Below are 24,517 nucleotides of genomic sequence, written 5' to 3'. Positions count from 1 at the left end.
CCGGAACGTCAGCGGCGCGCGAACGCCACGCCCGTTTTTTCCTTCAGTTCGTCATCGCTGACACCCGGCGCCGCTTCTACCAGCACCAGACCAGCATCGGTGACGTCGAACACGGCCAGGTCGGTGATGATGCGGTCGACCACGCCGACGCCGGTCAGCGGCAGCGTGCATTCGGCCAGGATCTTGTGCTCGCCGTTCTTGGCGGTGTGCTCCATCAGCACAACCACGCGCTGCACGCCGGCCACCAGGTCCATCGCGCCGCCCATGCCCTTGACCATCTTGCCGGGCACCATCCAGTTGGCCAGGTCGCCCTTGTCGGTGACCTGCATGGCGCCGAGGATGGCCAGGTTGACGTGGCCACCGCGGATCATCGCGAAGCTGTCGTGGCTGCCGAAATAGCTGGCACCGGCGCGTGCGGTCACGGTCTGCTTGCCGGCATTGATCAGGTCGGCGTCCACTTCGGCGTCGGTCGGGAACGGGCCGATGCCGAGCAGGCCGTTCTCCGACTGCAGCCACACGTCCACGCCTTCAGGGATGTGGTTGGCGACCAGGGTCGGCAGGCCGATGCCCAGGTTCACGTACGCTCCATCGGTCAGTTCGCGGGCGGCGCGTGCCGCCATCTCGTCACGGGTCCACGCCATGTCAGTTGCCCTCCGCGCGGATGGTGCGCTGTTCGATGCGTTTTTCAGGATGTGCGTTGTGCACGATGCGGTGCACGTAGATGCCCGGCAGGTGCACCTGGTCCGGATCGATGGCGCCGACCGGCACGATCTCCTCGACCTCGGCGATGCAGACCTTGCCGGCCATCGCACAGGCCGGGTTGAAATTCCGAGCGGTCTTGCGGAACACCAGGTTGCCGGCCTCGTCGGCCTTCCACGCCTTGACCAGCGCCACGTCGGCGCGCAGCGCGGTTTCCATCACGTAGTGCTTGCCGTCGAACTCGCGGGTTTCCTTGCCTTCGGCCACCACCGTGCCATAGCCGGTGGCGGTGAAGAACGCTGGAATACCTGCACCGCCGGCACGCAAGCGCTCGGCCAGGGTGCCCTGCGGATTGAATTCCAGCTCGAGCTCACCGGCCAGGAACTGGCGCTCGAACTCCTTGTTCTCGCCCACGTAGGACGAAATCATCTTCTTGATCTGCCGGGTTTCCAGCAGCTGGCCCAGGCCGAAACCATCGACCCCGGCATTGTTGGAGATCACGGTCAGGCCCTTGGCACCACTATCGCGCAGCGCGGCGATCAATGCCTCGGGAATGCCGCACAGGCCGAAGCCACCCACGGCCAGCGTCTGGCCATCGGCGACCACGCCCTCCAGCGCCTGCGCTGCGGTGGCGAAGCGCTTGCCACGCTTGTCGGTGGAAGTCACGTGTTCCATTTCTACAGCCCCACACGGGAAGAATGAGCGCATTCTAGCGCTACGACCGCATACGGCTGGGATGCGCCGCAGCATGACGCCACGGCGCGTTGCGCCTCAGCGCGTCCCCGGCATCTTCGCCGCGACGCGATGTTCCAGCGCCAGCAACACCGCAAACCCCAGCAGCAGTGTCACCGGCATGCGGACACGGTCGACACTGGTGCGCAGGTGCCAGTCCAGGTCATGCGGCGTTCCCAGGTAGACCAGGAACAGCACCGCTGCGTACGCCAGCGCCGCCAGCACGGCGGCCGATGCCGCCGGAACCCGCAGCACCGGACGCCAGAGCACCGCCAGCACCAGCAGCGGCACCAGCACCCACACATCCAGCAGCAGGCGCCCGACGATCGGCTTGGCACCGCCCTCGCTGCCAAGCCGCGCCAACAGCTGCGCCTTCATGTCGCTTCCCGCCAGGTCATTGGCAACCCCTGCCTGCCCGACGGCCAGCTTCCATGCCAGCAGTGGCAGCAGGGCCACAACCGCGGCCAGGAGGATGCGCCAGCCCAGGCGGCGCTCACGCAGCACGCCTTCGCCCAGTACCACGGCCGTCAACAGAGCCGCAAGCACCGCACCCTCATTCTTCAACATCGACAGCACGGCCACCAGCAGGGTGAATGCGACCAGCTCTCGACCACCACCATGCTTCCCAGACATGCGGTGACGCACCGCTGTCGCCACGGCAGCGACGGCATAGACCGCCACCAGCGGATCCATGTAGCCGTTGATCAGCATGTCACGCCCCAGGCGCAGCAGCAGCAATGCGAACAGCATTCCGCACCAGCGCCATCGGAAACTCGGGGCAATCAGCAGCAGTGCCGGCAGCAGCAGCAGCGGTGCCACCGCCTTGGGCAGCAGTTCGTTCCAGTGCCCGGCCAAACCTGCTGCACTGGCCATCAACAACGGAACCAGTGCGGGATAGTCGTTGTGGCTCCACGGCGCGTAATCATCCAGCTGGGCGTACAACGTGCCCTCCAGGTAGATCCGCTTGGCATGGAAGAGCCAGATCGAACGCGGGTCCCAGCCATCGGTGGGGCTTCCCAGCGCGATCAACACCAGCACCAGAACGGCCAGGACCAGAGGCGCGGTACGCAGGTCACGCACGGCTGGCAGGGCGAGCAGCGCGCTGAGCACGACCGTGCCGAATGCCACCTGCACCGGCCAGCCCGCCAGGCCTACGGCGGCCAGGCCATAGCAGAGAAGAATGGAGACCAGCATGGCCAGCGCCGCACGGCGCCCTGGTTCAGCGGCAGTCGGCAAGAACGACATCTCCACTCCTCCCTTGGACGTGGCACTGGTCAACCAGCGGATCACCGGCCCTCAGCAGGCGCTGTGGGGTATCGGTATCGCTGAACCGAACCGGATACAGCGCCTCCCACATGCGTTGCTGGATCAAGGGGTCGTCCTTCAGCCCCTGCCCGAGCGAAAGCAGCGAAGGCGCGATCGGCTGCGCGCGCACCAGATCACGTGCGTCCACCACCTCACGTGGTACGGATGCGTCGAATCCCGCGTCCTCAGCGAAGGCCTGGCGCAGCAGCGACGTCTGATAGTCCGATCGCTTGGCGACCGATACGAGTGAAGCGCCCAACAGCAGCACCAGGATCCCGGCAATCGCCAGGTCCCGGCGCGTAGCGCGCAAGGGAGGAGAGGTGGAGGTCATGTCATCCATGAAACGTTTCAAGGAACCAACGGAAAAACCAATGCGCCAGCAGCACCCAGGCTATTGGCAACGGTAGTCGGACGGCATCCGGCTGTCGCGGAAAGGATCAGTGAGCGCATCGGTGTACTGCCCCATCAGCAGGCGGTGGGTCGGCAGCAGGTTCTGCCGGTAGAAGCGGCCGAACGATGCGAGGCGCTCGCCGCGCGCGGTCAACCGCACACAACCATCATGGATCTGCACGGTTCCGGACTGCAGCTGCTCGGTCAGGCGCACTTCCACCAGGTGATGCTCGCGGACGTACTCTTCAGTGAACACCTGGCGGAACGCGTCTTCGCGTATCCCACCACCACGCTGTTGCAGTTTCTCCAGGATGTAGAAGGACAGCGAGCGGTCGATGACGGTCGGGACCGAGATCGCGAACACGTAGCCTCCCAGCAACCAGATGGCGGCCAGCTGGATCAGCTCGAGGCGGCTGAAATCCCTGAACCACTTCAATGCATACAGGCCCGCAAACACCACCACCACTGCGATCACCGCGTCGAGGATGCTGGCATACAGCACCACGTTCACGCGGAACTGGCGCATGTGGACGTAGTAGACCAGCAGCAGGGCGGCAATGAATGCAAGGGTTGCCAGCGCGGCACGCAGATATTTGTTCATTTGAACACCAGGAACTTGTTGGCGACGAAGCTGACGGCCATCTGCATTCCGGTCGCCAGCACGAACCCTGCGCGGTAGTCCAGGCCCCATCGATCGGCCCAGACGTACATCACCAGCGCATGCAGGACGGCGATCGCGGCGTAGATCAGCAGGAACAGCGAGCCCTGCCGCGCCAGGCTGCCCTGCCTGCCATGGAAAACGAAGTAGCGGCTGCCGAGGAACGACACAGTGATGCCGAAGACCGCTGCAATCGCATTGGCCATCGCGGCCAGCGGGATGTGCAGCACCTCGATGTTGAAGTGCAGCACTCCATAGTGCACTGCGGTGGCGACCAGGCCATTGATCACGTAGCGGACGGCCTGTCCGCCCAGCGCACCCTTAGCCACTGCGGCGGCAGGCATGCAGGACCTCGTCGATGAATTCGCGATAGCTGCCCACGCTCATGACGCCACCGCCGCGCATCATCCCCGACAACATCAGGATGATCAGCGTCAGTGCCGCGGTCTGCAGGAACACCAGCACCAGGATGCCGAATGCCAGCGAGAACCAGCCCTGCGATGCAAAGCCCAGCATCTTCAGCCCGGTGGCAACGATCCCGCCGATGATCGACAGTGCCGCCACCATGGTGCAGGCGATGCCCACGCGTACCAGCACGTCCTCGGCAAACACCATCAGTGCACGGAATCCGTGCAGGGCCAGGCCGACGAAGTTCATCTTGCTGCGACCGGCATAGCGCGGACCACGATCCAGCGCACAGGTCTGCACGCGCAGCTTCGAGCCCAGCACGCAGGCGGCAACGTGGATCCACAGCTCCTGCATCGATGCCAACCGGCGCACCGCCGGCATCTTCGCCGCCATGAAGTTGCCGAAGCTGATCTGGCGCCCGCTGAGCAGCGAGAACAGCAGCTTGTAGACGATGTAGAACGACTTGAACTTCAGCGATTCGACCCGGCTGCGACGGCTGGCCACCACCACGTCGACATCGGCCGAATCCAGGCCCGCCACCAGCTCGGTGATGCTCTCCGGCGTATCCTCGCCATCGGAATCCATCACCACGACAATGTCATTGCCATCGAAGTGTTCGGCCACATAGCCCAGGCCGATGGCGATCGCACGCTGATGCCCGACATTGCGGCGCAGGCGGATCACCACGCCCTCCAGCCCCGAAGCCTCAATGGCGCTGATCGGCAATGGCTGCCGCACCGAGCCGTCGTCCACGGCCACCACATAGGTGTCCGGACCCTGGGTGCGGGCGAGCTCGACGAAAAGCTTCGAGGAGGCTTCCAGGTCCTCGTAGACCGGCATCACCACGATCTTGCGCATCGTCGCCACCTCAGGCCTGCAAGCGATGGCGGAAATAGGCGATGGTCTCCTTCAGGCCGTCCTCCAGGCCGACCTTGGGCTCCCAGCCCAGATCCGCTTTGGCCAGGCTGATATCCGGCTGGCGTTGGCGTGGATCATCCGAGGGGAGCGGACGGTACTCGATCTTCGACGCGCCGCCGACCAGACGGAGCACGGTCTCGGCCAGTTCCAGCATGGTGTACTCGGACGGATTGCCGATATTGATCGGACCGGTGAGATCAGCCGGCGAGTCCATCAGCCGCAACATGCCCTCGATCAGGTCATCGACATAGCAGAAGCTGCGCGTCTGGCTGCCATCGCCATAGATGGTGATCGGCTCGCCCTTCAGCGCCTGCACGATGAAGTTGCTGACCACCCGGCCGTCATTGGGATGCATGCGCGGACCATACGTGTTGAAGATGCGCATGACCTTGATCTCCAGCTGATGCTGGCGCCAGTAGTCGAAGAACAGCGTTTCGGCGCAACGCTTGCCCTCGTCATAGCAGCTGCGGATGCCGATCGGGTTGACCCGGCCCCAGTAGCCTTCCACCTGCGGGTGGATTTCCGGATCGCCGTACACCTCGCTGGTGCTGGCCTGCAGGATGCGCGCGCGCAGGCGCTTGGCCAGGCCGAGCATGTTGATCGCCCCATGCACGCTGGTCTTGGTGGTCTGCACCGGGTCCTGCTGGTAGTGGATCGGTGACGCCGGGCAGGCCAGGTTGAAGATCCGGTCCACTTCCACATAGAGCGGGAACGTCACGTCATGGCGCATGAGCTCGAACCGTGGGTGGCCCAGCAGCCCATCCACGTTCGCCTTGCTGCCGGTGTAGAAGTTGTCCACGCAGAGGACGTCATGGCCGCCCGCGATGAGCCGATCGCACAGATGCGACCCAAGGAAGCCCGCGCCTCCGGTCACCAGCACGCGTTTCTGATCGTGAGTGAATTTCAAAGCAAACCTCGATCCTTCTGGAACAGCAGGCCAATTGGCGATGGCCACGCGGGCCATGTCCTCGGTCGTCAGCGCGCAATTGTATGCGAACTGCCCGCTGGCCATGGCCCATCGACGGGGAATCGGCCTGCCCCCTCCCAAATCAACGCTGCTGGCCGGGCGCCCCTGGCTCACCGGCCGTTTGCAGACCCTCCCGCTATAATCAGGCTTCTCTATCCGGATGGACTGCTTCGATGCCCCTGCCCGCTTTCAAGGCCTACGATATCCGCGGCCGTGTGCCGGAAGAACTGAACGAGGACCTGGCCCGTCGCATCGGCGTCGCCCTGGCCGCACAGCTCGCTCCAGGCCCGGTGGTCCTCGGCCATGATGTGCGCCTTACCAGTCCGGCACTGCAGGATGCGCTGGCCGCAGGCCTGCGCGGTACCGGGCGCGAGGTGATCGACATCGGCCTGTGCGGCACCGAAGAGGTCTACTTCCAGACCGATCACCTCGGCGCGGCCGGCGGCGTGATGGTGACCGCCAGCCACAACCCGATGGACTACAACGGCATGAAGCTGGTGAAGGAGAACGCGCGGCCGATCAGTTCGGATACCGGCCTGTTCGCGATTTCCGACGCGGTCGCCGCCGATTCCTCCGAGGCCCAGCCGCCGCGTGCCGGGCAGACCGCCCAGCATGACAAGCACGCCTACATCCAGCATCTGCTGAGCTACGTCGATGCCAGCAAACTGAAGCCGCTGAAGCTGGTGGTCAATGCGGGCAATGGCGGCGCCGGCGCCATCGTCGACCTGCTGGCACCGCACCTGCCGTTCGAGTTCATCCGCATCTGCCACGAGCCGGACGGCAGCTTCCCCAACGGCATTCCCAACCCGCTGCTGCCGGAGAACCGCGCCGCCACCGCCGACGCGGTGCGCGAACACGGTGCCGACTTCGGCATCGCCTGGGACGGTGACTTCGACCGTTGCTTCTTCTTCGACCACAGCGGCCGCTTCATCGAGGGCTACTACCTGGTCGGCCTGCTGGCCAAGGCGATCCTGGCGCGCCATCCCGGCGGCAAGATCGTGCATGACCCGCGCCTGGTCTGGAACACGGTGGACATGGTCGAGCAGGCCGGCGGTGTCGCGGTGCAGTGCAAGAGCGGCCATGCCTTCATCAAGGAAAAGATGCGTGCCGAAGACGCGGTGTACGGCGGCGAGATGAGCGCACACCACTATTTCCGCGAGTTCGCCTATGCCGACTCGGGCATGATTCCGTGGCTGCTGATCGCCCAGCTGGTTTCCGAGAGCAGCCGTTCGCTGGCCGACTGGGTTGAAGACCGCATGGCAGCCTACCCGTGCAGCGGCGAGATCAACTTCAAGGTGGCCGATGCCAAGGCTGCCGTTGCGCGCGTGATGGAACACTTCGCCGCGCAGTCGCCCGCGCTGGACCACACCGATGGCATCAGTGCCGACTTCGGCAACTGGCGCTTCAACCTGCGCAGTTCCAACACCGAGCCGCTGCTGCGCCTGAACGTCGAAGCGCGTGGTGACGCCGCACTGATGCAGGCGCGTACCGACGAAATCTCCCGTCTGATCCAGCAGTAACCGAGGCCCGCATGAGCAGCATCCAGCCCGTCATCCTGTCCGGTGGGTCCGGTACACGCCTATGGCCGCTTTCGCGCGAGGCCTACCCGAAGCAGTTCCTGCCACTGGCCGGCGAGCTGACGATGCTGCAGGCCACCTGGCAACGCGTCGCCCCACTGGCGGCGCGTGGCCCGCTGGTGATTGCCAACGAGGAACACCGCTTCGTTGCCGCCGAACAGCTGCAGCAGGTCGGCGCCGAGCCGGCCGCGATCATCCTGGAACCGGTTGGCCGCAACACTGCACCGGCGATTGCCGTGGCCGCGCTGGAGGCCACCCGTGACGGTGCCGACGCGCTGCTGCTGGTGCTGCCCTCCGATCATGTAATCACCGACGAGGCGGCCTTCCGCAACGCGGTGCAGGCCGCCGCCAGTGCCGCTGAAGCCGGCAAGCTGGTCACGTTCGGCATCGTGCCGACCGGCCCGGAAACCGGCTACGGCTATATCAAGACTGCCAACGGCCAGGGCCTGCGTGCCGTCGAACGCTTCGTCGAAAAGCCCGACCTGGAGACCGCCACCGGCTACGTCAGCAGCGGCCAGTACTACTGGAACAGCGGCATGTTCCTATTCAAGGCGTCGCGTTACCTGCAGGAGCTGGAGCGCTTCCAGCCGGAAATGCTGGCCCGCAGCCGCCAGGCCTGGCAGCAGGCGCGCCGCGATGCCGACTTCACCCGCCTGGACAGGGATGCCTTCACGGCGGTGCCGTCGGACTCGATCGACTACGCGGTGATGGAGAAGACTGCCGATGCAGTCGTGATCCCGCTGGATGCCGGTTGGAACGACGTCGGTTCGTGGACCGCGCTGCGCGATGTCTCGCAGCAGGACGGCGACGGCAACGCCCATCAGGGCGATGTGATCGCCATCGACTGCCGCAACACCTATGCCTATGCGCAGCGCTTGGTGGCCATGGTCGGCCTCGATGACGTGATCGTGGTCGAGACCGACGATGCGGTGCTGGTCGGCAAGGCCGACCGCATGCAGGAGGTCAAGACGATAGTGGCGAAGCTGAAGGCTGAAGGCCGCAGCGAAGCCACCTGGCACCGCAAAGTGTATCGCCCCTGGGGTGCCTACGATTCGATCGACAACGGCGAGCGTTTCCAGGTCAAGCGGATCACGGTCAAGCCCGGCGGTACGCTCAGCCTGCAGATGCATCACCACCGCGCCGAGCACTGGATCGTGGTCAGCGGCACCGCCGAAGTGACCCGTGGCAGCGAGGTGATCCTGCTCAGCGAGAACCAGAGCACCTACATCCCGCTGGGCGTGACCCACCGCCTGCGCAACCCGGGCAAACTGCCGCTGGAACTGATCGAAGTGCAGTCAGGCAGTTATCTGGGCGAGGATGACATCGTGCGCTTCGAGGATACGTACGGGCGCAACTGACCCAGCGCCCGCTGGAGGCTGCCGGCCGCGGGTCGGGGTGGGTGCCGACCGTTGGTCGGCACGCCGCCTACCGGGTCAGGCCATCTCCGCCATCACCCGTTTCAGGCCGTCCTGCCAGGTCGGCAGCACGATGCCGAAATCCCGCTGCAGCTTGCGGTTGTCCAGCACCGACCAGGCCGGGCGCTTGGCCGGGGTCGGATACTCGGAACTGGGAATCGCCTCGACGGTCGGCACCTTGGTCAACACGCCGGTGGCCAACGCCTCGGCGAAGATCGCTTCGGCGAACCCATGCCAGCTGGTCTGGCCGCTGGCGGTCAGGTGCCACGTACCCGACAACTGCCCCGGGTGCTGCAGCGCCTGCAAGGTGACATCAGCTATCAGCGCGGCCGGCGTCGGCGTACCGATCTGGTCGGCCACCACCCGCAACGCATCGCGCTCGGCCCCGACGCGCAGCATGGTGCGCAGGAAGTTCGCGCCGTGCGAGGCATACACCCACGCCGTACGGAAGATCAGATGCCGTCCTCCCGCGGCACGCACCGCCTCCTCGCCGTCGCGCTTGCTGGTGCCATAGACACCCAGCGGTGCGGTCGGCTCGTCCTCGCGGTAGGGCGCGGTGCCCTGGCCATCGAACACGTAGTCGGTGGAGTAATGCACGAACGGCACGCCATGCGCCGCACACCAGTGCGCGATCACGCCCGGCGCCTGCGCGTTGGCGGCGAAGGCGGCATCAACATCCTGTTCTGCGCGGTCAACGGCGGTGTAAGCGGCCGCATTGACCACCAGCGACGGCTGCACGCGGTCCAGCAAGGCAGGCAGGCTGTCGGGCTGGCAGAAATCGGCGGTTTCGCAGGCGCTACCGTCGGGCAGCTGGCCGCTACGGGTGGTGGCAACCACTGCCCCCAGCGGGGCCAGCGCGCGCAGCAGCTCCTGGCCGACCTGGCCATTGCCACCGAACACCAGCACGGTCATGGCACGTAGACCGGCAGGCGGTCTTCAGCAATGTCCTTCAGGAAGGGGGCGTTCTCGTCCTTGGCCGAGAGCACCGGCGCACTGATCGGCCAGTCCACCGCAATATCAGCATCGTTCCAGCGGATACCTGCATCGGCTTCCTTGACGTATACATCCGTGCATAGATAACTGAACAGCGCGCGCTCGGAGAGTACGGCAAAGCCATGGGCGAAGCCTTCCGGAATCCAGAACTGCTTCCTGTTTTCAGCGCTCAGCGCCACTGCTTCCCACTGGCCGAAGGTCGGCGAGCCGCGGCGGATGTCTACGGCCACGTCATAGACCTCGCCTTCCAGCACGCTGACCAGCTTGCCCTGCGGGCGCGGCCACTGGTAATGCAGGCCACGCAGCACGCCCTGCGCCGAGGTGGACACGTTGCTCTGCACGAAACGGTCCGGCAATCCCAGCGCGGCGAAACGCTCGGCATTCCAGGTTTCAAAGAAGTAACCGCGGGCATCGCCGAACACGGCCGGCTCGATCACCACGCAGCCGGGCAGCTTGGTTTCAATTACTTTCACGGAACGACTCCACGCTGGGCGAGCGTGTGCAGGTACTGGCCGTAGCCGTTCTTGATCAGCGGCGCAGCCAGCGCCTCCAGCTGCTCGGCATTGATCCAGCCTTGGCCGAACGCGATTTCTTCAGGGCAACAGACCTGCAGGCCCTGGCGGGTCTGGATGGTCTCGATGAAGTTGGACGCCTCCAGCAGCGACTGGTGAGTGCCGGTATCCAGCCATGCATAGCCACGGCCGAGGGCCTCCAGGTGCAGATTGCCTTCGTCCAGGTAGCGCTTGTTGAGATCAGTGATCTCCAGTTCGCCACGCGGCGACGGCTTCAGTTCGGCCGCGTAATCGCTGGCCTTGCCGTCGTAGAAGTACAGTCCGGTGACCGCATAGTTGGAGCGTGGCTTTTCCGGTTTCTCCACCAGATCGATCACCTTGCCGCTCTGATCGAACTCGGCCACGCCATAACGTTCCGGATCATTGACCCAATAACCGAACACGGTCGAACCGTCCACGCGTTCGTCGGCGCGCTTGAGTACTTCGCGCAGGCCGTGGCCGTGGAAGATGTTGTCGCCCAGCACCAGGCAGCTCGGCTTGCCGGCGACGAAATCACGGCCGATCAGATAGGCCTGGGCCAGGCCATCGGGGCTGGGCTGCACGGCGTACTGGATGTCCATGCCCCACTGCGAGCCGTCGCCCAGCAGCTGCTGGAACAGCGCCTGCTCGTGCGGCGTGTTGATGATCAGCACTTCACGGATGCCCGCCAGCATCAGCACGCTGAGCGGGTAGTAGATCATGGGTTTGTCATACACCGGCAGCAGCTGTTTGCTTACGCCCTTGGTAATCGGATACAGCCGGGTGCCGGAGCCGCCGGCGAGGATGATGCCCTTGCGCTGGGTCATGAGGTCTCCTGGGTGTTCAGGCCGCGGTGCCGATGCGCTGCAGACGGTAGCTGCCGTCGAGCACGCCGTTGACCCATTCCTGGTTGTCCAGGTACCAGTCAACGGTGAAGGTGATGCCCTGCTCGAAGGTGTAGGCCGGTTCCCAGCCCAGGTCGTTCTTCAGCTTGGAGGCATCGATCGCGTAACGGCGGTCATGGCCCGGGCGGTCGGTGACGTAGGTGATCTGGCTGCTGCGCGGCTGGCCGTCCGCGCGCGGGCGGCGTTGGTCCAGCAGTGCGCAGATGGCCTGCACCACTTCGATGTTCTGCTTTTCCGAATTGCCGCCGACGTTGTAGGTCTCGCCGACCCGGCCCTTGGCCAGCACGGTGCGGATCGCCTCGCAGTGATCGGACACGAACAGCCAGTCGCGCACCTGCTTGCCGTCGCCGTACACCGGCAGCGGCTCACCGGCCAGCGCCTTGGCGATCACCAGCGGGATCAGCTTCTCGGGGAAGTGGTACGGGCCGTAGTTGTTGGAACAGTTGGTGGTCAGCACCGGCAGCCCGTAGGTGTGGTGGAAGGCACGGACCAGATGGTCCGAAGCGGCCTTCGACGCCGAATATGGGGAATTCGGAGCATACGGCGTGGTTTCGCTGAACTTGCCGGTCTCACCCAGGGTGCCGTACACCTCGTCAGTGGATACGTGCAGGAAGCGGAAGGCCGCGCCCTGCTCGGCCGGCAGCGCCTTCCAGTAGTCACGTACCGCCTCCAGCAGGCCCAGGGTGCCCACCACGTTGGTCTGGATGAAGGCACCCGGCCCGTCGATGGAACGGTCGACGTGGCTCTCGGCCGCGAAGTTCAGCACCGCATCGGGCTGGTGCTCGGCCAGCAGGCGAGTGACCAGTGCGCTGTCGCCGATGTCACCCTGCACGAACACGTGGTTCGGGTTGCCGTCCAGGCTGGACAGGGTCTTCAGGTTGCCGGCATAGGTCAGCACATCGAGGTTGATGACCTTGACGCCGCGCGCGACGGCCTCGAGAACGAAGTTACCGCCAATGAATCCGGCGCCGCCGGTGACAAGCCATGTGGGCACTACCTGTTCTCCTGATCGAAATTCATCCACGGAGCGCCTGCAGGCGCCCCGGCACAGCGGCACAGGATACATGTCGTTCGTCTTCACGACTGCCTGCGTGGCGTGAACGGAGCGCTGGATCGGGCATTTTTTTGCCGCGCCGCAGCAAAACCATACGCATTCGCATGGTCGACCCAAGCCAGCTAGAATCGGGATCCCACCCCCGAACCGGTTGCTTTTGCAGCACCGGACGTTCTCCCCGTTATTGAAGGACCCCGTACCAGATGAAAATCCTCGTCGCGTACAAGCGCGTGGTGGACTACAACGTCCGCATTCAGGTCAAGCCGGACGGTTCCGGCGTGGTCACCGACGGCGTCAAGCTGTCCCCCAACCCCTTCGATGAAATCGCGCTGGAAGAAGCCCTGCGCCTGCGCGACAAAGGCATCGCCACGGAAGTGGTGGTCGCCACCATCGCCCCGGCCGACGCCCAGGCGCACCTGCGCAACGGCCTGGCCATGGGTGCCAACCGCGCCATCCACGTGGTGACCGACCAGGCCATCCAGCCGCTGACCGCCTCGCGCACCCTGCTGAAGCTGATCGAGAAGGAGCAGCCGGACCTGGTGATCCTGGGCAAGCAGGCCATCGACGACGACGCCAACCAGACCGGCCAGATGCTGGCCACGCTGTGGGGCCGTCCGCAGGCGACCTTCGCCAGCAAGCTCGAGATCGCGGACGGCAAGGCTACGGTGACCCGTGAAGTCGACGCCGGCCTGGAAACGCTGGAAGTGGACCTGCCCGCCGTGGTCACCACCGACCTGCGCCTGAACGAGCCGCGCTTCATCAAGCTGCCGGACATCATGAAGGCCAAGGCCAAGCCGCTGGAGACCCTGCAACTGGCCGATCTCGGCGTTGAAGCCGCCGACACCTTCAGGACCACCCAGTACGCCGCGCCGTCCAAGCGCAGCAAGGGCGTAATGGTCAAGGACGCGGCCGAACTGGTGGCCGCACTCAAGCAGAAGGGGCTGCTGTAATGAGCAAGATTCTCGTCATCGCCGAACACCACGACGGCAAGCTCAACGCCGCCACCGCCAAGACCGTCAGTGCCGCCGCCGCCATCAGCGGTGCCAGCATCGACGTGGTGGTGCTGGCCGCCGATCCGGCTGCCGTCGCCGCTGAAGCCGCGAAGATCAGTGGCGTCTCCAAGGTCCTGACCGTGGCCAACGCCGCCAACGCGCAGGCCATCGCCCAGGTGCTGGCACCGCAGATCGCGCAGCTGGCCAAGGGCTACACCCACGTGTTCGGCCCGTCGACCACCTTCGGCAAGGACCTGATGCCGTGCGTGGCCGCCCTGCTCGGCGTCAACCAGGTCTCCGACCTGATGACCGTCGAAGGCAGCCACACCTTCAAGCGCCCGATCTACGCCGGCAACGCGATCATCACCGTGGAAGCCCCGGCCGACCAGACCGTGGTCGCCACCGTGCGCGCCGCCTCGTGGCCGGAAGCCGCCCAGGGCGGCAGTGCCGCCATTGAAGCGGCCAGCGTCGATGCCGCGCTGCCGACCCATACCCGCTTCATCGGCCTGGCCGCCGGTGCCAGCGACCGCCCCGACCTGCAGAGCGCCAAGCGCGTGGTCTCCGGTGGCCGCGGCGTCGGTTCGGAAGAGAACTTCAAGGTGATCTTCCAGCTGGCCGACAAGCTCGGTGCCGCTGTCGGTGCCTCGCGCGCCGCGGTCGATGCCGGCTACGTGCCCAGTGACCTGCAGGTCGGCCAGACCGGCAAGATCATCGCGCCGGAACTGTACGTGGCCGTGGGTATCAGCGGTGCGATCCAGCATCTGACCGGCATCAAGGACGCCGGTACGATCGTGGCCATCAACAAGGACGGCGACGCGCCGATCTTCGAGATCGCCGATATCGGCCTGGTGGGGGATCTGTTTGCGATCCTGCCGGAGCTGGAAGCCGCGCTGGGCTGACCCGCGCCAATTGTGCTCCGGATCGTCAGGTCCGGAGCGCAATCACCTGGTAGGTACCGCGCGCGGAGATCATCTGGCGATCACCTGCACTCGCGCGCACACCGGTATGGCTGTCGACAATGCACCCCGCTCCCAGACGGGTCTTGGGGTAGATCGTCGCGCGCGTCCCCAGAAAGCAATCGTCGCCGATCGATGCATCGCCATTGAGAGCAGCGTAGGGGGAGAGGATGCTGAACTCCCCGACCTGGGCGCCGTGGCCCACGCTGCAGTGCACGTTGACCGCCACTCCGCGGCCGAGCACGGCATTGCGATTGATCACGCTGAAGGGGCACACCAGTACACCATCCCCAAATTGCGCATTCGGAGAGGTCACGGTACTGGTCGACACGAACGGGGGAACGTACACGCCCCGCTCCCAGAGACGTGACAGGATGAGTCGGCGCCCCTTCACCGAACCAACCGCAACGACGACTGCCTGTCGTTCCACAGGCTGATAGTCGCCGATCGCGCCGAGATGGGTCGACCCGAGCTGGGCGGGAATCGGATTGTCGACACCGTCATCGATGAATCCGGCGATCTTCGGCCCGCCTCCGTGCGCATCTACGCTGAGGTAATCGAAGACTTCCATACCGAAGCCACCGGCCCCGGCAATTACCACCGAATCGATGGCACGATCATTAAGCAATGGCATTCGTCTTCTCCGTTTGGAACGTACAACTTCGATCAGGCGACCGTGATTTCACGCGTGAACACGGTCATCAGATCAAAACCATCCCAGACATTGCTGAAATCAAGCGCGCTTCCCACAGGAACAAAGCGGTCAACACCGGCCAACGGCGCCTGCTGCACGAAGGAACGCAGCTGATCCGATGGCATGCCGAGGTAGGAAACCGTTTGAACCTTGCGGGAAAGCAGTGGACGAAGCGCATCCAGATGCGCAATACGAGACTCGAAGAAGAGCCCCGCGCCGCAGTGTGCATCGGCGTGCAATGCCGGAACCTCAAGCCAAAGGCGCGCAACATCGTTGCCGCTTGCCGCCGGAATGCTGACATCGGCCTCGATGGAAAGCACATCCTGCGCGATTCGCTTGTTTACATAGTCGACGTCGCCAAAGGAAACACCCTTTTCCCGCACCTTCTGTTCCAGTGCGGGCCAGAAGCTGTCCCGTGCCTGATCCACCTGCGCCGGGCTTCCGATCCAGAGAATCAGCCGCGGCGACGAACAGGCCATCTGATCGAACCAGTAGGCATCGTTGAAGAACCCATCGATCCAGCGCGCCTTCTGCTCGGGCGATGCGAAGATCCAGCCGGCCGCGTCGAAGAGACCGAGCGAGAACTTGTTTGCAAATGCAATCTCGGTCGCAGTCGGTGGCAAGGGCACCTGACGGATGGCTGCAACTGTCGCGTCGCCGCCCCAGATAACACGGGTATCGCAGTGAGCGGACAACAATGCAGTGGTGCGGGCGTCAGCCGCGTAGCGCACCATCAGGCTGCGCCTGGCAATCTCGGCATGCTCGGGACGCGCGCTTACCCGCCCGATGGCAGCAACCAGCAGGTCGGTCTGCACCGATGCCTTCGTCGACAACCTGACGATGTTGCGGTTACCACACAGGAGCGAAATGAACCACGAGTAGACAAAGATCGTGTCCACGTTGGAAGGCGCGAAATGCAGAACCGTTCCGCGTGCCACCGACAGATGACCGTCGTGACGGCGATCATGGGCTTCCTTCAATCGCACGATGCTCGAGCGCCGCATCCAGAATGCCAGCGCGCTCAGCTCGGGATAACTCCGTGCCTCCGGCATGCGGAACAGCTCTGCAGACAGAGCATCGACAAATGCCACCGAGGGCTCGGCGAACGCGGGAAGCGGGGGGGCCTCGGCCAGGACGTCCAGGTCCGGGGCCGTCGCAATAAGGGACTCGTAATTACTCATGGGCGTGCATCAAAGGGGGCGGTTGCGGCATCGGCAGCGTGGGTGTCGCTGCAACCACGCAGTTCCGCGCGCGCCACCCGGCCATGCACGCGGAACGTGCGGCCCAGGCGGCCACACGGACAATCGTCCACGCCGGTCCACTCGCCGATGTCCTCGGTCAGCAGGCTATGGCCCGGGTAACTGGTAGGCAGCACCGACAGCACCTGGATAAGACCTGGCACGTTCGCCGGCAGTGGTTCCCACGTGCTCGGCGCACGGATTCTCACATCAGCAAAGGCAGGACAGTGCAGTCGGCCGTGCTCGCACTCGACGAAGATCGAACCAACCTGTTCGACCATACCGTAGAAATTGTGCACAGCACCGATATTGAATCCCCCGGCCAGCGACCGCTTGAACTCTTCATTGCTTACCGCCTCATCCTGCAGTTTCTTCCAGCCACCACTGTGGATGAGTACGGCATCACTGAACCGCGGAACATCACTGCGCCCCTTCAACGCCTGGACAAAGTATTTCCAGACCATGAAGGTGAAGCCGAACAGGAACACGCGCTGGCCGGCATGCCGCTCCAGGAACGCATTCACTGCATCGAGATTGATCGACATATCGTCGTTCAATGCATAGGTATGGTCACGCCCAAAGTTGGACAGGCCAAGAATGCCAGCGCCACGCGCGGAAAAATTGGCGCGATCCTTTACCACACCGGGGTGATCGATGATGAGCATCGGCAGGCGCGCCTTGCCGAGGAACTGCTGCATGATCAGCACCAACGCGCGAGTTTGCGCAGCCGCCGTATCGCGATCAAGGATGATCCTGGAGACCGTCTGCGACGTCGTGCCCGACGAGGTGAGGACCTTGAAGCGCTGATCGGCCGGTGTCGAGCTGAGCTCGAATTCCTTGAACAGGCGTACGGGCAGGAAAGGAATCTGGTCGACGCTTTGTTCCAAGCCGGGCGCATGCCCGTGGGCCTGCAGCACGCGCGCATAGGGCGCGCAGTGCTCGGCATGATGCACGGTCAAGCTGCTCAGCAGCTGCTTGAGCAGGACTTCCTTCTCGGCAGCCCCGATGCCATAGACAGGCAGGTCGAAGTAATCACGTTGCACGGGCTGCCCCTTGGCCTGCCTCGGCCTGTTGAAGGAGATCTGCATACAGAATCTTGCCCGACGAGGACAGCGGAATGGCGTCGACCGGCAGCACCCTCACCGCGATTGGATTCAGCTTGTAGCGCGCTGCGATGTCCTGCCTCAGACGCTCGCAGGCATCATCCTCGGGCCGGACAAGGACCGCGACAACAAGGTCATCGCGTCCGGTCATGACCACATCCCAGCCATCGGCTCGCAGCGTGGACTCCATCTCGTCCAGGCCGAAGCGGTTGCCGAATACCTTGATCATCCGCTTCAAGCGGCCAACCACGTAGTAGTACCCGTCTTCGTCAAAACGCGCCAGGTCACCCGTACTGAGCACACCCTGCTGGATGTCGCCCAACGCCAGATCTCCAGGACCCTCGGCGTACCCCAGCATCACGTTCGCGCCGCGATAGCGCAGCTCACCCACCTCACCGGCCCGCTCGATGGCCTGCCCCTGCTCGTCCACCAATGACAGCATTCCGCCGGGAATGGCAACACCAACCGACCCGATCTTGCTGGCCAGCACGTCATGGGGGACATAGGCAATACGGGCCGTGGCCTCGGTCTGGCCGTACATCACGAAGAAACGCTGGCCGCGCTGCTCGGCCAGGTTGTGGAACCACTCGATGGTCGACTCGGCCAAGCGGCCTCCGGCCTGCGTCATGGTCTGCAGTGAAGGCAGCGACATGCGCTCGAAGCGGAACTGCTTCAGCATCTCGTAATGAGTCGGAACACCGGAGAGGCTCGTCGCCTCGTGCTGCCGGAAGAAATCCCAGAAAGTCCTGGAAACCACGGACTCGGCTGTCAGCAGCAACGTCGCACCCGCCAACAGGTGGCTGTTGACCACCGACAGACCGTAGGAGTAATGCATGGGCAGCGAGGTGATGGCACGCTGCGCGCCATCGATCCCAAGATACTCCTGGATCGACCGGGCGTTGGCCTGCAGGTTTCCTGCAGAGAGACGCACCAGCTTCGACGATCCCGTACTGCCCGATGTCGGCAGCAGAACCGCCAGTTCAGCAGAAACAGCGGCCGCGTGCCTGCCGGTTGCATGCCACTGCCCGTCGGGGTGGCGCACGTGGCTGATGCTGTAATGATCGATGACCTGCTCGCGCAGTGTGTCGTTCAACGAGGCATCCAGCAGCAGAACGGGCTGCCCTGCACGCAGGGCGCCCAGATAGGCCAGCAGGTTGTCCAACGTATTGGCGCATTCAAGGGCGATGACGCCCCAATCCGGATCGACAGCAGCCCACGCAGCGTCCGCGCGCGCGGCCAGTTCGCGGTATGCCAGTGACTCTCCGCCGGGAAGGATCACGGCAATCTGGTCGCCGTGCTGCTCCAGTACGCGGGCGAACATCAGATCAGCATCCCGCCATCGACCCCGATCACCTGGCCGGTCACGTAGGAGGCCAGATCCGATCCGAGGAAGACTGCCACGTTGGCCACTTCTGCCGGTGCACCCACCCGGTCCATGGCGATGGACGCCACGCGTTCCGCATATTTCTCCGAACCGATGGAGCGCGCCATGTCCGTGTCGATGAATCCTGGCGCGATCGCATTGACGCGGATGTTGTTCGGCGCGAGCTCCTTGGAGAGCGACAGGGTGATGCCGACCACGGCCGCTTTGCTGCCACCGTAGACCGCCTGGCCAACGTTGCCATTCACGCCGATGATTGATGCAAGATTGATGATCGAGCCGCCACCGTTGCGTGCCATCAGTCGGCTCGCATACTGGGCACAGTACAGGACGCCATAGGTATTGACCGAGAATACCTGCTGGATCTGCTCGGGCGTGACCATGCCGATAAGGGCATCCTGCAGGACGCCCGCGTTGGAAACGAGCACGTCCAGCCGGCGGTGCTGCTTGAACACGGTCTGGAAGGCATCACGCACGGAAACCGGATCGGTCACGTCGAGCGGAACCGCCTCCAGCCGTGCCTCAGGCATGCTCGTGCGCACGCTGTCGAGCAGCGGCTGCAAGGCGGCGGTGTCCCGGGCGGTCGCCACAACGTGCGCGCCCTGCTGCAGGTAGGCATGAACCGTTGCTTCACCAATGCCGCGGGATGCCCCCGTGATAAGCGCAACCCTTCCTTCCAGCAAACCGGCCATGTCAGAACTCGACGCCGTGCTTCGCCAGGATTTCCTTGGCCTTGGCGACCGAGCTCATATCGATGATGTCATCGGTGTCGAACATGACATCGAACTCATTCTCAAGCTGAGAAACCAGCAGCATGTGGGCAATCGAATCCCATTCCGGAATGCTGTTGTAAAGCAGGCCATCGACCACGCGGGAAGCGTCGATGTTCAGGGCGGCCGAATAGACCGATACCAGTCGCTCGTTGTTGTTACTCATCAGTGTTGCTCCAGCTCATTCTTGGAAATGGCAGCCTTCTCAGCTGTATCTTCTCGGACGATGTACATCGGCTTGGCACGGATCTCGTCGAGGATCCGCCACAGGTATTCGCCAATGACACCCAGCATCAACATGATCATGCCGCCCACCACCAGGATCGCCACCATGATCGGCGCCCATCCCGAGAACGGTGTCAGGTCGAACAGGCGCGAAACCGCGATCACGACGGCATAGCAAAGCCCCAACATGGCCAGTACGGTGCCGGACAAGGACATGAGACGGATCGGAAGGTAGGAACCGTCGATGATGAAATCGAAGGCCAGTTTCAGCTTCTTGCTGAAGTTGTACTGCGACTTGCCGATCTCGCGCTTGCGTCGCACGTAAGGAATGTAGGCGGTCGGGAAGCCGGCCCAGAGCACGTCTCCCTGGAAAAAGCGATGGCGCCCCTTCATGCTCATGAAGAGCGTCAGTGCACGGCGGCTCATCAGGGTGAAATCGAATCCGCCCGCCGGCATGTTCGGGTTGGACATGCGCAGGATGCCGTAGACAATGCGGGAAAACATCGATGAAGTGAAGTTGTCCTCACGGTCCGCACGATGTGCGATGACCACTTCATTGCCCTGTTCCCACTTGCGGATCATCTCTGCGGTCAACTCGACCGGATCCTGCATGTCTGCGGACATGTTGATGACCGCGTCGCCGCTGGCGGCGTCGAAGCCGGCCAACGTAGCCGACAGCTGACCGAAATTGCGCGTGAAGGAGATCGATCGCACGCGCGGATCCTGCGCACTGACACGCAGCATCTCCGCATGGGAGCCATCCTTGGAGCCATCATTCACGAACACAATCTCGTAGTCGTGTTCGGGCAGGCTGGTGGCGAACAGGTCGCGGATCGCAGCCCAGGTCAGCTCAATTGAACCTTCATTGTGATAGACCGGAATGACGTAGCTGATCGTACTCACTGGACGACTCCGGCGGACTCGGTGGAAATCGCACGTGCGAGCGAATCGACCACGGTGCCGATCTCCTCGTCAGTGATACCGGCGAAGAACGGCAGACCGAGAATGCGGTCACCGATGGCAGCGGTAACATCCAGCGAGCCCGAGCGGTCGAAATGGGCCAGCACGCCATGCGCGTGCAACGGCGGGCAGTACCACCGCCGGGTATCGATCCCCTGCTCGCGCAATGCGCCACCGATGGCCAGCGCGTCGACACCGTCAGGCAGGAGCACCGGGAGCAGCGGATAGATGCCATCGGGATCCTTATCCTGCAGCCCCACGCTCGGGCAGGCCTGCCGCAGCGTACGCAGGTAGCGGGCATGCAGCTCGCGCCGCTGCTCGACGATGTCGGGCCACTCGTCCAGTGCCGCCAGCCCGACTGCAGCGTGATATTCGCTGAGCTTGCCGTTGGTCCCCAGTCCGATCAGCTCGCCGCGGGCGGCGTCGATGCCGAAGTTGGCCAACTGGCGGATGCGCCGGATGCGCTCGGCATTGAACGACACGATCAATCCGCCCTCACCGCTGCCGATGGACTTCGTCGCGTGGAAGCTGAACACAACGTCCGTCGTGCGGCCGATCGGCTGGTTGCCGAAGGCACCTGCCGCGTCGATCAGCACCGGGATGCCGGTCTTTGCACTGAAGTCGTCCCAGGCGGTGACATCGTGTTGCTTGCCGAATGTACTGACCGGCATCACCAGGTCGAAGGCCTCACCCCGCGCCAGCGCATCTTCGGCAATGGCCGGAGTCAGGCACCAGCCGGAAGGGTCGATATCGCTGAACAGCGGGGTGGCCCCCACCCTGACAATCGCAGTGGCTGTGGCGACAAAGGTGAGCGAGGGTAACAGGACCCGCGCGCCCGCAGGCAAGGCGAGCGCCTGGATGGCCAGCTCGAGGCCGACGGTGCAATTGGAGACCGTCGTCAGATGGGCCGGCTCAAGCCCCTGGCCGAGTTCGGTGGCCAGGCGTTGCTCGAACTCGCCATTCAAAGGGCCGTAGTTGGTGTAAATCCGATTCTGGTCAATCTTTCGGAGATACGGATACACCTTGTCCGCAGACGGCATCCTCGGAATCAACAACGGAATACGACGCATCGGGTCACCGGGAAAAAGAGAAATACTTGTGAGCAAAATAGCTCGCGACAGTCGAAACCATCACGAACACTCCCTGGACGACACGCGGGTCACCCTCAGAGAGCCTTATGCAGATCGGCAGTGCTACCACATTGATTGCGAAGATCGTGGAGTTGGCCAGCAGGAACCGGCCGAACTCGCGTACCCAGGGCGCCCGTGAACGGAACACGAACACCCGCTGATTGACGAAGGCAATGGGAAGTGCAACCAGATAGGCGGCGACAAGAATGGCGACCGGGCCTGCCCAGGGATCCATGAGTGCGAACGTCAGCAAGAAGCAGGCATAGCCGATCACGGTATTGCCCGCGCCCACGATCAGGAATCGCAGCTTCTCGGATTTGAGGAGGCGAACAACCTTCTCCTGCTCCACTTTCCACACCACCTGCTGTGCTCCCAAGCCTCGGTCGGTTGTCGCGCCCCCAAGGCGCAGGGCATTGGCTTTGGAATCTTAACATAGCTCCATCCGGGGGCCGATCAGGGATCGGCCACGCCGATGCTGCGCAGCAACACCTTCCCGGAGTGGTCATCAGGCAACGTCGCATAGACATAGGCCTGAGTCGCACCGCTGGGGGCGACAGCCAGAAGGGGGTAGGTATGGGATACCCCCCCCACGTCCACGACTTCGATCTGGGTGGAGATGAACTGACCGTCCGCGCCATGCCAGTTGACCTGCAGGCGCATCTTGCCCGGCCGCCCATCCGCGGACTGTGCGGTATACAGGACGATGTGGCGGTCCAGTTCAGTCACAGCCTGCTGCCGAGTCATTTCCGACAACCCCCGCAGTTCCAGGCCCTCATCGCTCACCTGCGCCGGCGCGATGCCGACCCAACCGGACCAATCCTTGCCAATACCGAGTTCACGGGTCGGTGCCGGCAGCGCCGCGGGGTCCATCAGGCGTCGCGCCTGTTCAGCGGAGATCACGCTGAACCCCGGCCGGCCGCGAAGATTCGGCTCACCTATGACAAGACCATAGCTGAAGTCCCGAACATTCCCCTTGCTGAACTCGGCGCGTGGATACAGGCAGTGGCCTTTCGGCAGGTTCAGGCGGCAGTAGACCTTGCCATCCTCGCCCAGGACCCAGCTAATATCCGGCTCGGGTCCTGCCACGACCACACCGTGCCCGCTCTGGCGCAGGGTGCTCAGTGAATCGCTGATGGACACAGCAAGACGCGCACCGGCAATGCTGGCAATCGACCACATGCTGCCAAAGAACATATAGAACAGCTGGGTGACGGCCAGCAAAGACAGGATGATGATCTGCGCGCGGTGCCGGTAGCCGGCGAAGACGAACAGCAGCAGGAATGCCATGGCCGGGAACATCCAACGGGCCTCCTGCCGTGCCGCACCCGGCAAGCTCGCGATCGCAACCAGGCCGAGAACCGCAGCGAGGAAAGCCAGCATCGGCATCAGGAAGGTCGTCGACCGCCATTGCGGACGCAGCCACGGCAGGCACCAAGCCAGCAGAGAGACTGCCGCCAGAGGCACGAAAACGTACAGATAGCGCGGCGCCGCATGGTTGAACATGCCAACGAAGTACTGCGGGCCGTAGTTGCCGCCCAGGAACAGATTGACCAGATAGGTCGCAGACACCTTCAGCGTGTCGATCGATACACTGACGGTCTGTCCGGACGTCCCCATCGCCACCGGCTGGTTGGACAGCACTTTCACCGCAAGGATGTACAGGCCAAGCGGGACAACGGCAGCGACCAGAGCGAAGATCAGAGGCTGGGCGCCGATGGTCCTGCGCATGGGCCACCAGCGCAGCACCGCCACGCCGGACAGACCGAGCAATGCCAATGCGTAGCGCTCATGGGTGAACACCGCCAGCATGAAGAACAGCAGCGCCAGTGCCAGGCAGGAAGCGCGCTGGCGCTGCAAGAACACCAGACCGGGCATGGACACGGCAACACCGGCCAGCAGGAACAGGAGACTGAGCGCCTCGACCGTTCCCGAAACGTAGTCGAAGTACAGCATGATGTTGAAACGACACGCCACCATCATCGCCGCAGCCAACAGGGCAGCGCTTCGGCGAGCATTGAAATGCACCCGTGCGATCCCATAGACCAGCGCGGCACATCCTGCCAATGCCGCACAATTGACCAGCATGGTCATCCAGCGCGGAAGATCCTGGGAGACGATGACCGCCCAGATGAAGTTCATGACGATGCGTGGCTTGTAGCTGTTCAGCCCGGTGAAAACCCCTATCAGGGTGTTGCCGCTGTGCTCTCCGAAGTTGAAGGAGAACATCTCATCGCCGAAGTAATAGGGATGATAGAAGTAGATGGACAGCGCGAACGTCATCGCTGCGATGGCCGCCAGGTCCACCAGACGCACCACCGGCTTTACAGCCAGGATTTTGTTAAACATCGACACACTGCTCCATTGATTCAAACCGCCGCAAGGCCTCGCTTCCTGTACGCCGCGACCACGCGGCCCACGATCCGGCAGGATCCGTAGGCAACAGCGGGCACGTACATGGCCATTCCGCCGCGATGCCATCAGCAGCCGGACCGAGATAGTAACAGTGCGACACACTGT

The 24,517-nt window shown here is 63.8% G+C and carries 26 protein-coding genes; 4 read left to right on the top strand and 22 right to left on the bottom strand.

Annotated elements, in window-relative coordinates:
* Nucleotides 1–8: 8 nt before the first annotated feature.
* From AC5P7E_RS19655 to AC5P7E_RS19620, 8 genes are all read right to left on the bottom strand, one after another.
* Nucleotides 9–641, bottom strand: coding sequence for a CoA transferase subunit B (locus tag AC5P7E_RS19655; protein ID WP_088436267.1), 633 nt, complete (start codon nucleotides 639–641; stop codon nucleotides 9–11).
* Between the two features lies 1 nt (nucleotide 642).
* A complete protein-coding gene (locus tag AC5P7E_RS19650; RefSeq protein ID WP_099527089.1) occupies nucleotides 643–1,374 on the bottom strand; it encodes a CoA transferase subunit A in 732 nt (243 codons plus the stop codon).
* 96 nt (nucleotides 1,375–1,470) lie between these two features.
* Entirely contained in the window at nucleotides 1,471–2,676 is a 1,206-nt protein-coding gene (locus tag AC5P7E_RS19645) for a hypothetical protein (protein WP_099527088.1), read from the bottom strand.
* A complete protein-coding gene (locus tag AC5P7E_RS19640; RefSeq protein ID WP_099527087.1) occupies nucleotides 2,651–3,076 on the bottom strand; it encodes a hypothetical protein in 426 nt (141 codons plus the stop codon). Before AC5P7E_RS19640 ends, AC5P7E_RS19645 begins: the two co-directional genes overlap by 26 nt.
* Nucleotides 3,077–3,127: 51 nt before the next feature.
* Nucleotides 3,128–3,727, bottom strand: coding sequence for a hypothetical protein (locus AC5P7E_RS19635; RefSeq protein WP_005407993.1), 600 nt, complete (start codon nucleotides 3,725–3,727; stop codon nucleotides 3,128–3,130).
* Nucleotides 3,724–4,128: a GtrA family protein gene (locus AC5P7E_RS19630; RefSeq protein WP_099527086.1), complete on the bottom strand. Its 405-nt coding sequence runs from the start codon at nucleotides 4,126–4,128 to the stop codon at nucleotides 3,724–3,726. Before AC5P7E_RS19630 ends, AC5P7E_RS19635 begins: the two co-directional genes overlap by 4 nt.
* A complete protein-coding gene (locus AC5P7E_RS19625) occupies nucleotides 4,106–5,050 on the bottom strand; it encodes a glycosyltransferase (RefSeq protein WP_099527085.1) in 945 nt (314 codons plus the stop codon). Before AC5P7E_RS19625 ends, AC5P7E_RS19630 begins: the two co-directional genes overlap by 23 nt.
* A gap of 10 nt (nucleotides 5,051–5,060) precedes the next feature.
* The gene (locus AC5P7E_RS19620) at nucleotides 5,061–6,017 is read right to left on the bottom strand and encodes a UDP-glucuronic acid decarboxylase family protein (protein WP_099527084.1); all 957 of its coding nucleotides are present in this window, start codon (nucleotides 6,015–6,017) and stop codon (nucleotides 5,061–5,063) included.
* Between the two features lie 233 nt (nucleotides 6,018–6,250).
* Here AC5P7E_RS19620 and AC5P7E_RS19615 point away from each other — a divergent pair, with 233 nt between their 5' ends.
* Together AC5P7E_RS19615 and AC5P7E_RS19610 are read left to right on the top strand one after the other, a co-directional pair.
* Complete coding sequence (locus tag AC5P7E_RS19615; RefSeq protein ID WP_099596889.1) at nucleotides 6,251–7,597, top strand: phosphohexomutase domain-containing protein; 1,347 nt, start codon at nucleotides 6,251–6,253, stop codon at nucleotides 7,595–7,597.
* Between the two features lie 11 nt (nucleotides 7,598–7,608).
* Nucleotides 7,609–9,012: a mannose-1-phosphate guanylyltransferase/mannose-6-phosphate isomerase gene (locus tag AC5P7E_RS19610; protein WP_114619144.1), complete on the top strand. Its 1,404-nt coding sequence runs from the start codon at nucleotides 7,609–7,611 to the stop codon at nucleotides 9,010–9,012.
* Nucleotides 9,013–9,087: 75 nt separating this feature from the next.
* Here the strand turns inward: AC5P7E_RS19610 and rfbD are convergent, their stop codons facing one another.
* The 4 genes from rfbD to rfbB are packed head-to-tail and all read right to left on the bottom strand — an operon-like array spanning nucleotide 9,088 to nucleotide 12,491.
* Complete coding sequence (gene rfbD / locus AC5P7E_RS19605) at nucleotides 9,088–9,981, bottom strand: dTDP-4-dehydrorhamnose reductase (protein ID WP_114619143.1); 894 nt, start codon at nucleotides 9,979–9,981, stop codon at nucleotides 9,088–9,090.
* On the bottom strand, nucleotides 9,978–10,535 hold the full coding sequence (gene rfbC, locus AC5P7E_RS19600) for a dTDP-4-dehydrorhamnose 3,5-epimerase (protein ID WP_114619142.1): 558 nt from the start codon (nucleotides 10,533–10,535) through the stop codon (nucleotides 9,978–9,980). The genes rfbD and rfbC overlap by 4 nt, the downstream gene beginning before the upstream one ends.
* Nucleotides 10,532–11,419, bottom strand: coding sequence for a glucose-1-phosphate thymidylyltransferase RfbA (gene rfbA / locus AC5P7E_RS19595; RefSeq protein WP_114619141.1), 888 nt, complete (start codon nucleotides 11,417–11,419; stop codon nucleotides 10,532–10,534). The genes rfbC and rfbA overlap by 4 nt, the downstream gene beginning before the upstream one ends.
* A gap of 16 nt (nucleotides 11,420–11,435) precedes the next feature.
* Nucleotides 11,436–12,491 carry a dTDP-glucose 4,6-dehydratase gene (gene rfbB / locus AC5P7E_RS19590; RefSeq protein ID WP_111118427.1) on the bottom strand — a complete coding sequence of 352 codons (1,056 nt, stop codon included), beginning with the start codon at nucleotides 12,489–12,491 and terminating at the stop codon, nucleotides 11,436–11,438.
* A 263-nt stretch (nucleotides 12,492–12,754) separates the two neighbouring features.
* Here rfbB and AC5P7E_RS19585 point away from each other — a divergent pair, with 263 nt between their 5' ends.
* A complete protein-coding gene (locus tag AC5P7E_RS19585) occupies nucleotides 12,755–13,501 on the top strand; it encodes an electron transfer flavoprotein subunit beta/FixA family protein (RefSeq protein ID WP_024957342.1) in 747 nt (248 codons plus the stop codon).
* Nucleotides 13,501–14,442, top strand: coding sequence for an electron transfer flavoprotein subunit alpha/FixB family protein (locus tag AC5P7E_RS19580; protein WP_114619140.1), 942 nt, complete (start codon nucleotides 13,501–13,503; stop codon nucleotides 14,440–14,442). Before AC5P7E_RS19585 ends, AC5P7E_RS19580 begins: the two co-directional genes overlap by 1 nt.
* A gap of 25 nt (nucleotides 14,443–14,467) precedes the next feature.
* On the opposite strand, the gene AC5P7E_RS19575 is transcribed toward AC5P7E_RS19580, so the two are convergent.
* The 10 genes from AC5P7E_RS19575 to AC5P7E_RS19530 form a co-directional block, all read right to left on the bottom strand.
* A complete protein-coding gene (locus tag AC5P7E_RS19575; RefSeq protein WP_099527076.1) occupies nucleotides 14,468–15,133 on the bottom strand; it encodes a PglD-related sugar-binding protein in 666 nt (221 codons plus the stop codon).
* A 32-nt stretch (nucleotides 15,134–15,165) separates the two neighbouring features.
* A complete protein-coding gene (locus AC5P7E_RS19570; RefSeq protein WP_111118424.1) occupies nucleotides 15,166–16,374 on the bottom strand; it encodes an acyl-CoA reductase in 1,209 nt (402 codons plus the stop codon).
* Nucleotides 16,371–17,519: a LuxE/PaaK family acyltransferase gene (locus AC5P7E_RS19565; RefSeq protein ID WP_099527074.1), complete on the bottom strand. Its 1,149-nt coding sequence runs from the start codon at nucleotides 17,517–17,519 to the stop codon at nucleotides 16,371–16,373. The genes AC5P7E_RS19570 and AC5P7E_RS19565 overlap by 4 nt, the downstream gene beginning before the upstream one ends.
* On the bottom strand, nucleotides 17,464–18,855 hold the full coding sequence (locus tag AC5P7E_RS19560) for an AMP-binding protein (protein ID WP_099527073.1): 1,392 nt from the start codon (nucleotides 18,853–18,855) through the stop codon (nucleotides 17,464–17,466). Before AC5P7E_RS19560 ends, AC5P7E_RS19565 begins: the two co-directional genes overlap by 56 nt.
* Nucleotides 18,855–19,607: an SDR family NAD(P)-dependent oxidoreductase gene (locus tag AC5P7E_RS19555; protein WP_099527072.1), complete on the bottom strand. Its 753-nt coding sequence runs from the start codon at nucleotides 19,605–19,607 to the stop codon at nucleotides 18,855–18,857. Before AC5P7E_RS19555 ends, AC5P7E_RS19560 begins: the two co-directional genes overlap by 1 nt.
* Before the next feature lies 1 nt (nucleotide 19,608).
* The gene (locus tag AC5P7E_RS19550; RefSeq protein ID WP_111118423.1) at nucleotides 19,609–19,851 is read right to left on the bottom strand and encodes an acyl carrier protein; all 243 of its coding nucleotides are present in this window, start codon (nucleotides 19,849–19,851) and stop codon (nucleotides 19,609–19,611) included.
* On the bottom strand, nucleotides 19,851–20,813 hold the full coding sequence (locus tag AC5P7E_RS19545; RefSeq protein WP_099527070.1) for a glycosyltransferase family 2 protein: 963 nt from the start codon (nucleotides 20,811–20,813) through the stop codon (nucleotides 19,851–19,853). The genes AC5P7E_RS19550 and AC5P7E_RS19545 overlap by 1 nt, the downstream gene beginning before the upstream one ends.
* Nucleotides 20,810–21,940, bottom strand: coding sequence for a DegT/DnrJ/EryC1/StrS family aminotransferase (locus AC5P7E_RS19540; RefSeq protein WP_099527069.1), 1,131 nt, complete (start codon nucleotides 21,938–21,940; stop codon nucleotides 20,810–20,812). The genes AC5P7E_RS19545 and AC5P7E_RS19540 overlap by 4 nt, the downstream gene beginning before the upstream one ends.
* Before the next feature lie 4 nt (nucleotides 21,941–21,944).
* Nucleotides 21,945–22,376, bottom strand: a complete 432-nt coding sequence (locus tag AC5P7E_RS19535; RefSeq protein WP_235643618.1) for a GtrA family protein — start codon at nucleotides 22,374–22,376, stop codon at nucleotides 21,945–21,947.
* A 77-nt stretch (nucleotides 22,377–22,453) separates the two neighbouring features.
* Nucleotides 22,454–24,346, bottom strand: a complete 1,893-nt coding sequence (locus AC5P7E_RS19530; RefSeq protein ID WP_099527067.1) for a hypothetical protein — start codon at nucleotides 24,344–24,346, stop codon at nucleotides 22,454–22,456.
* Between the last annotated feature and the right edge of the window lie 171 nt (nucleotides 24,347–24,517).

Source organism: Stenotrophomonas sp. YJH_SMC_25 (genome assembly GCF_059369595.1).
Note: the sequence above shows the minus strand (reverse complement) of the source record. Positions and strands in the feature narration are given on the sequence as shown.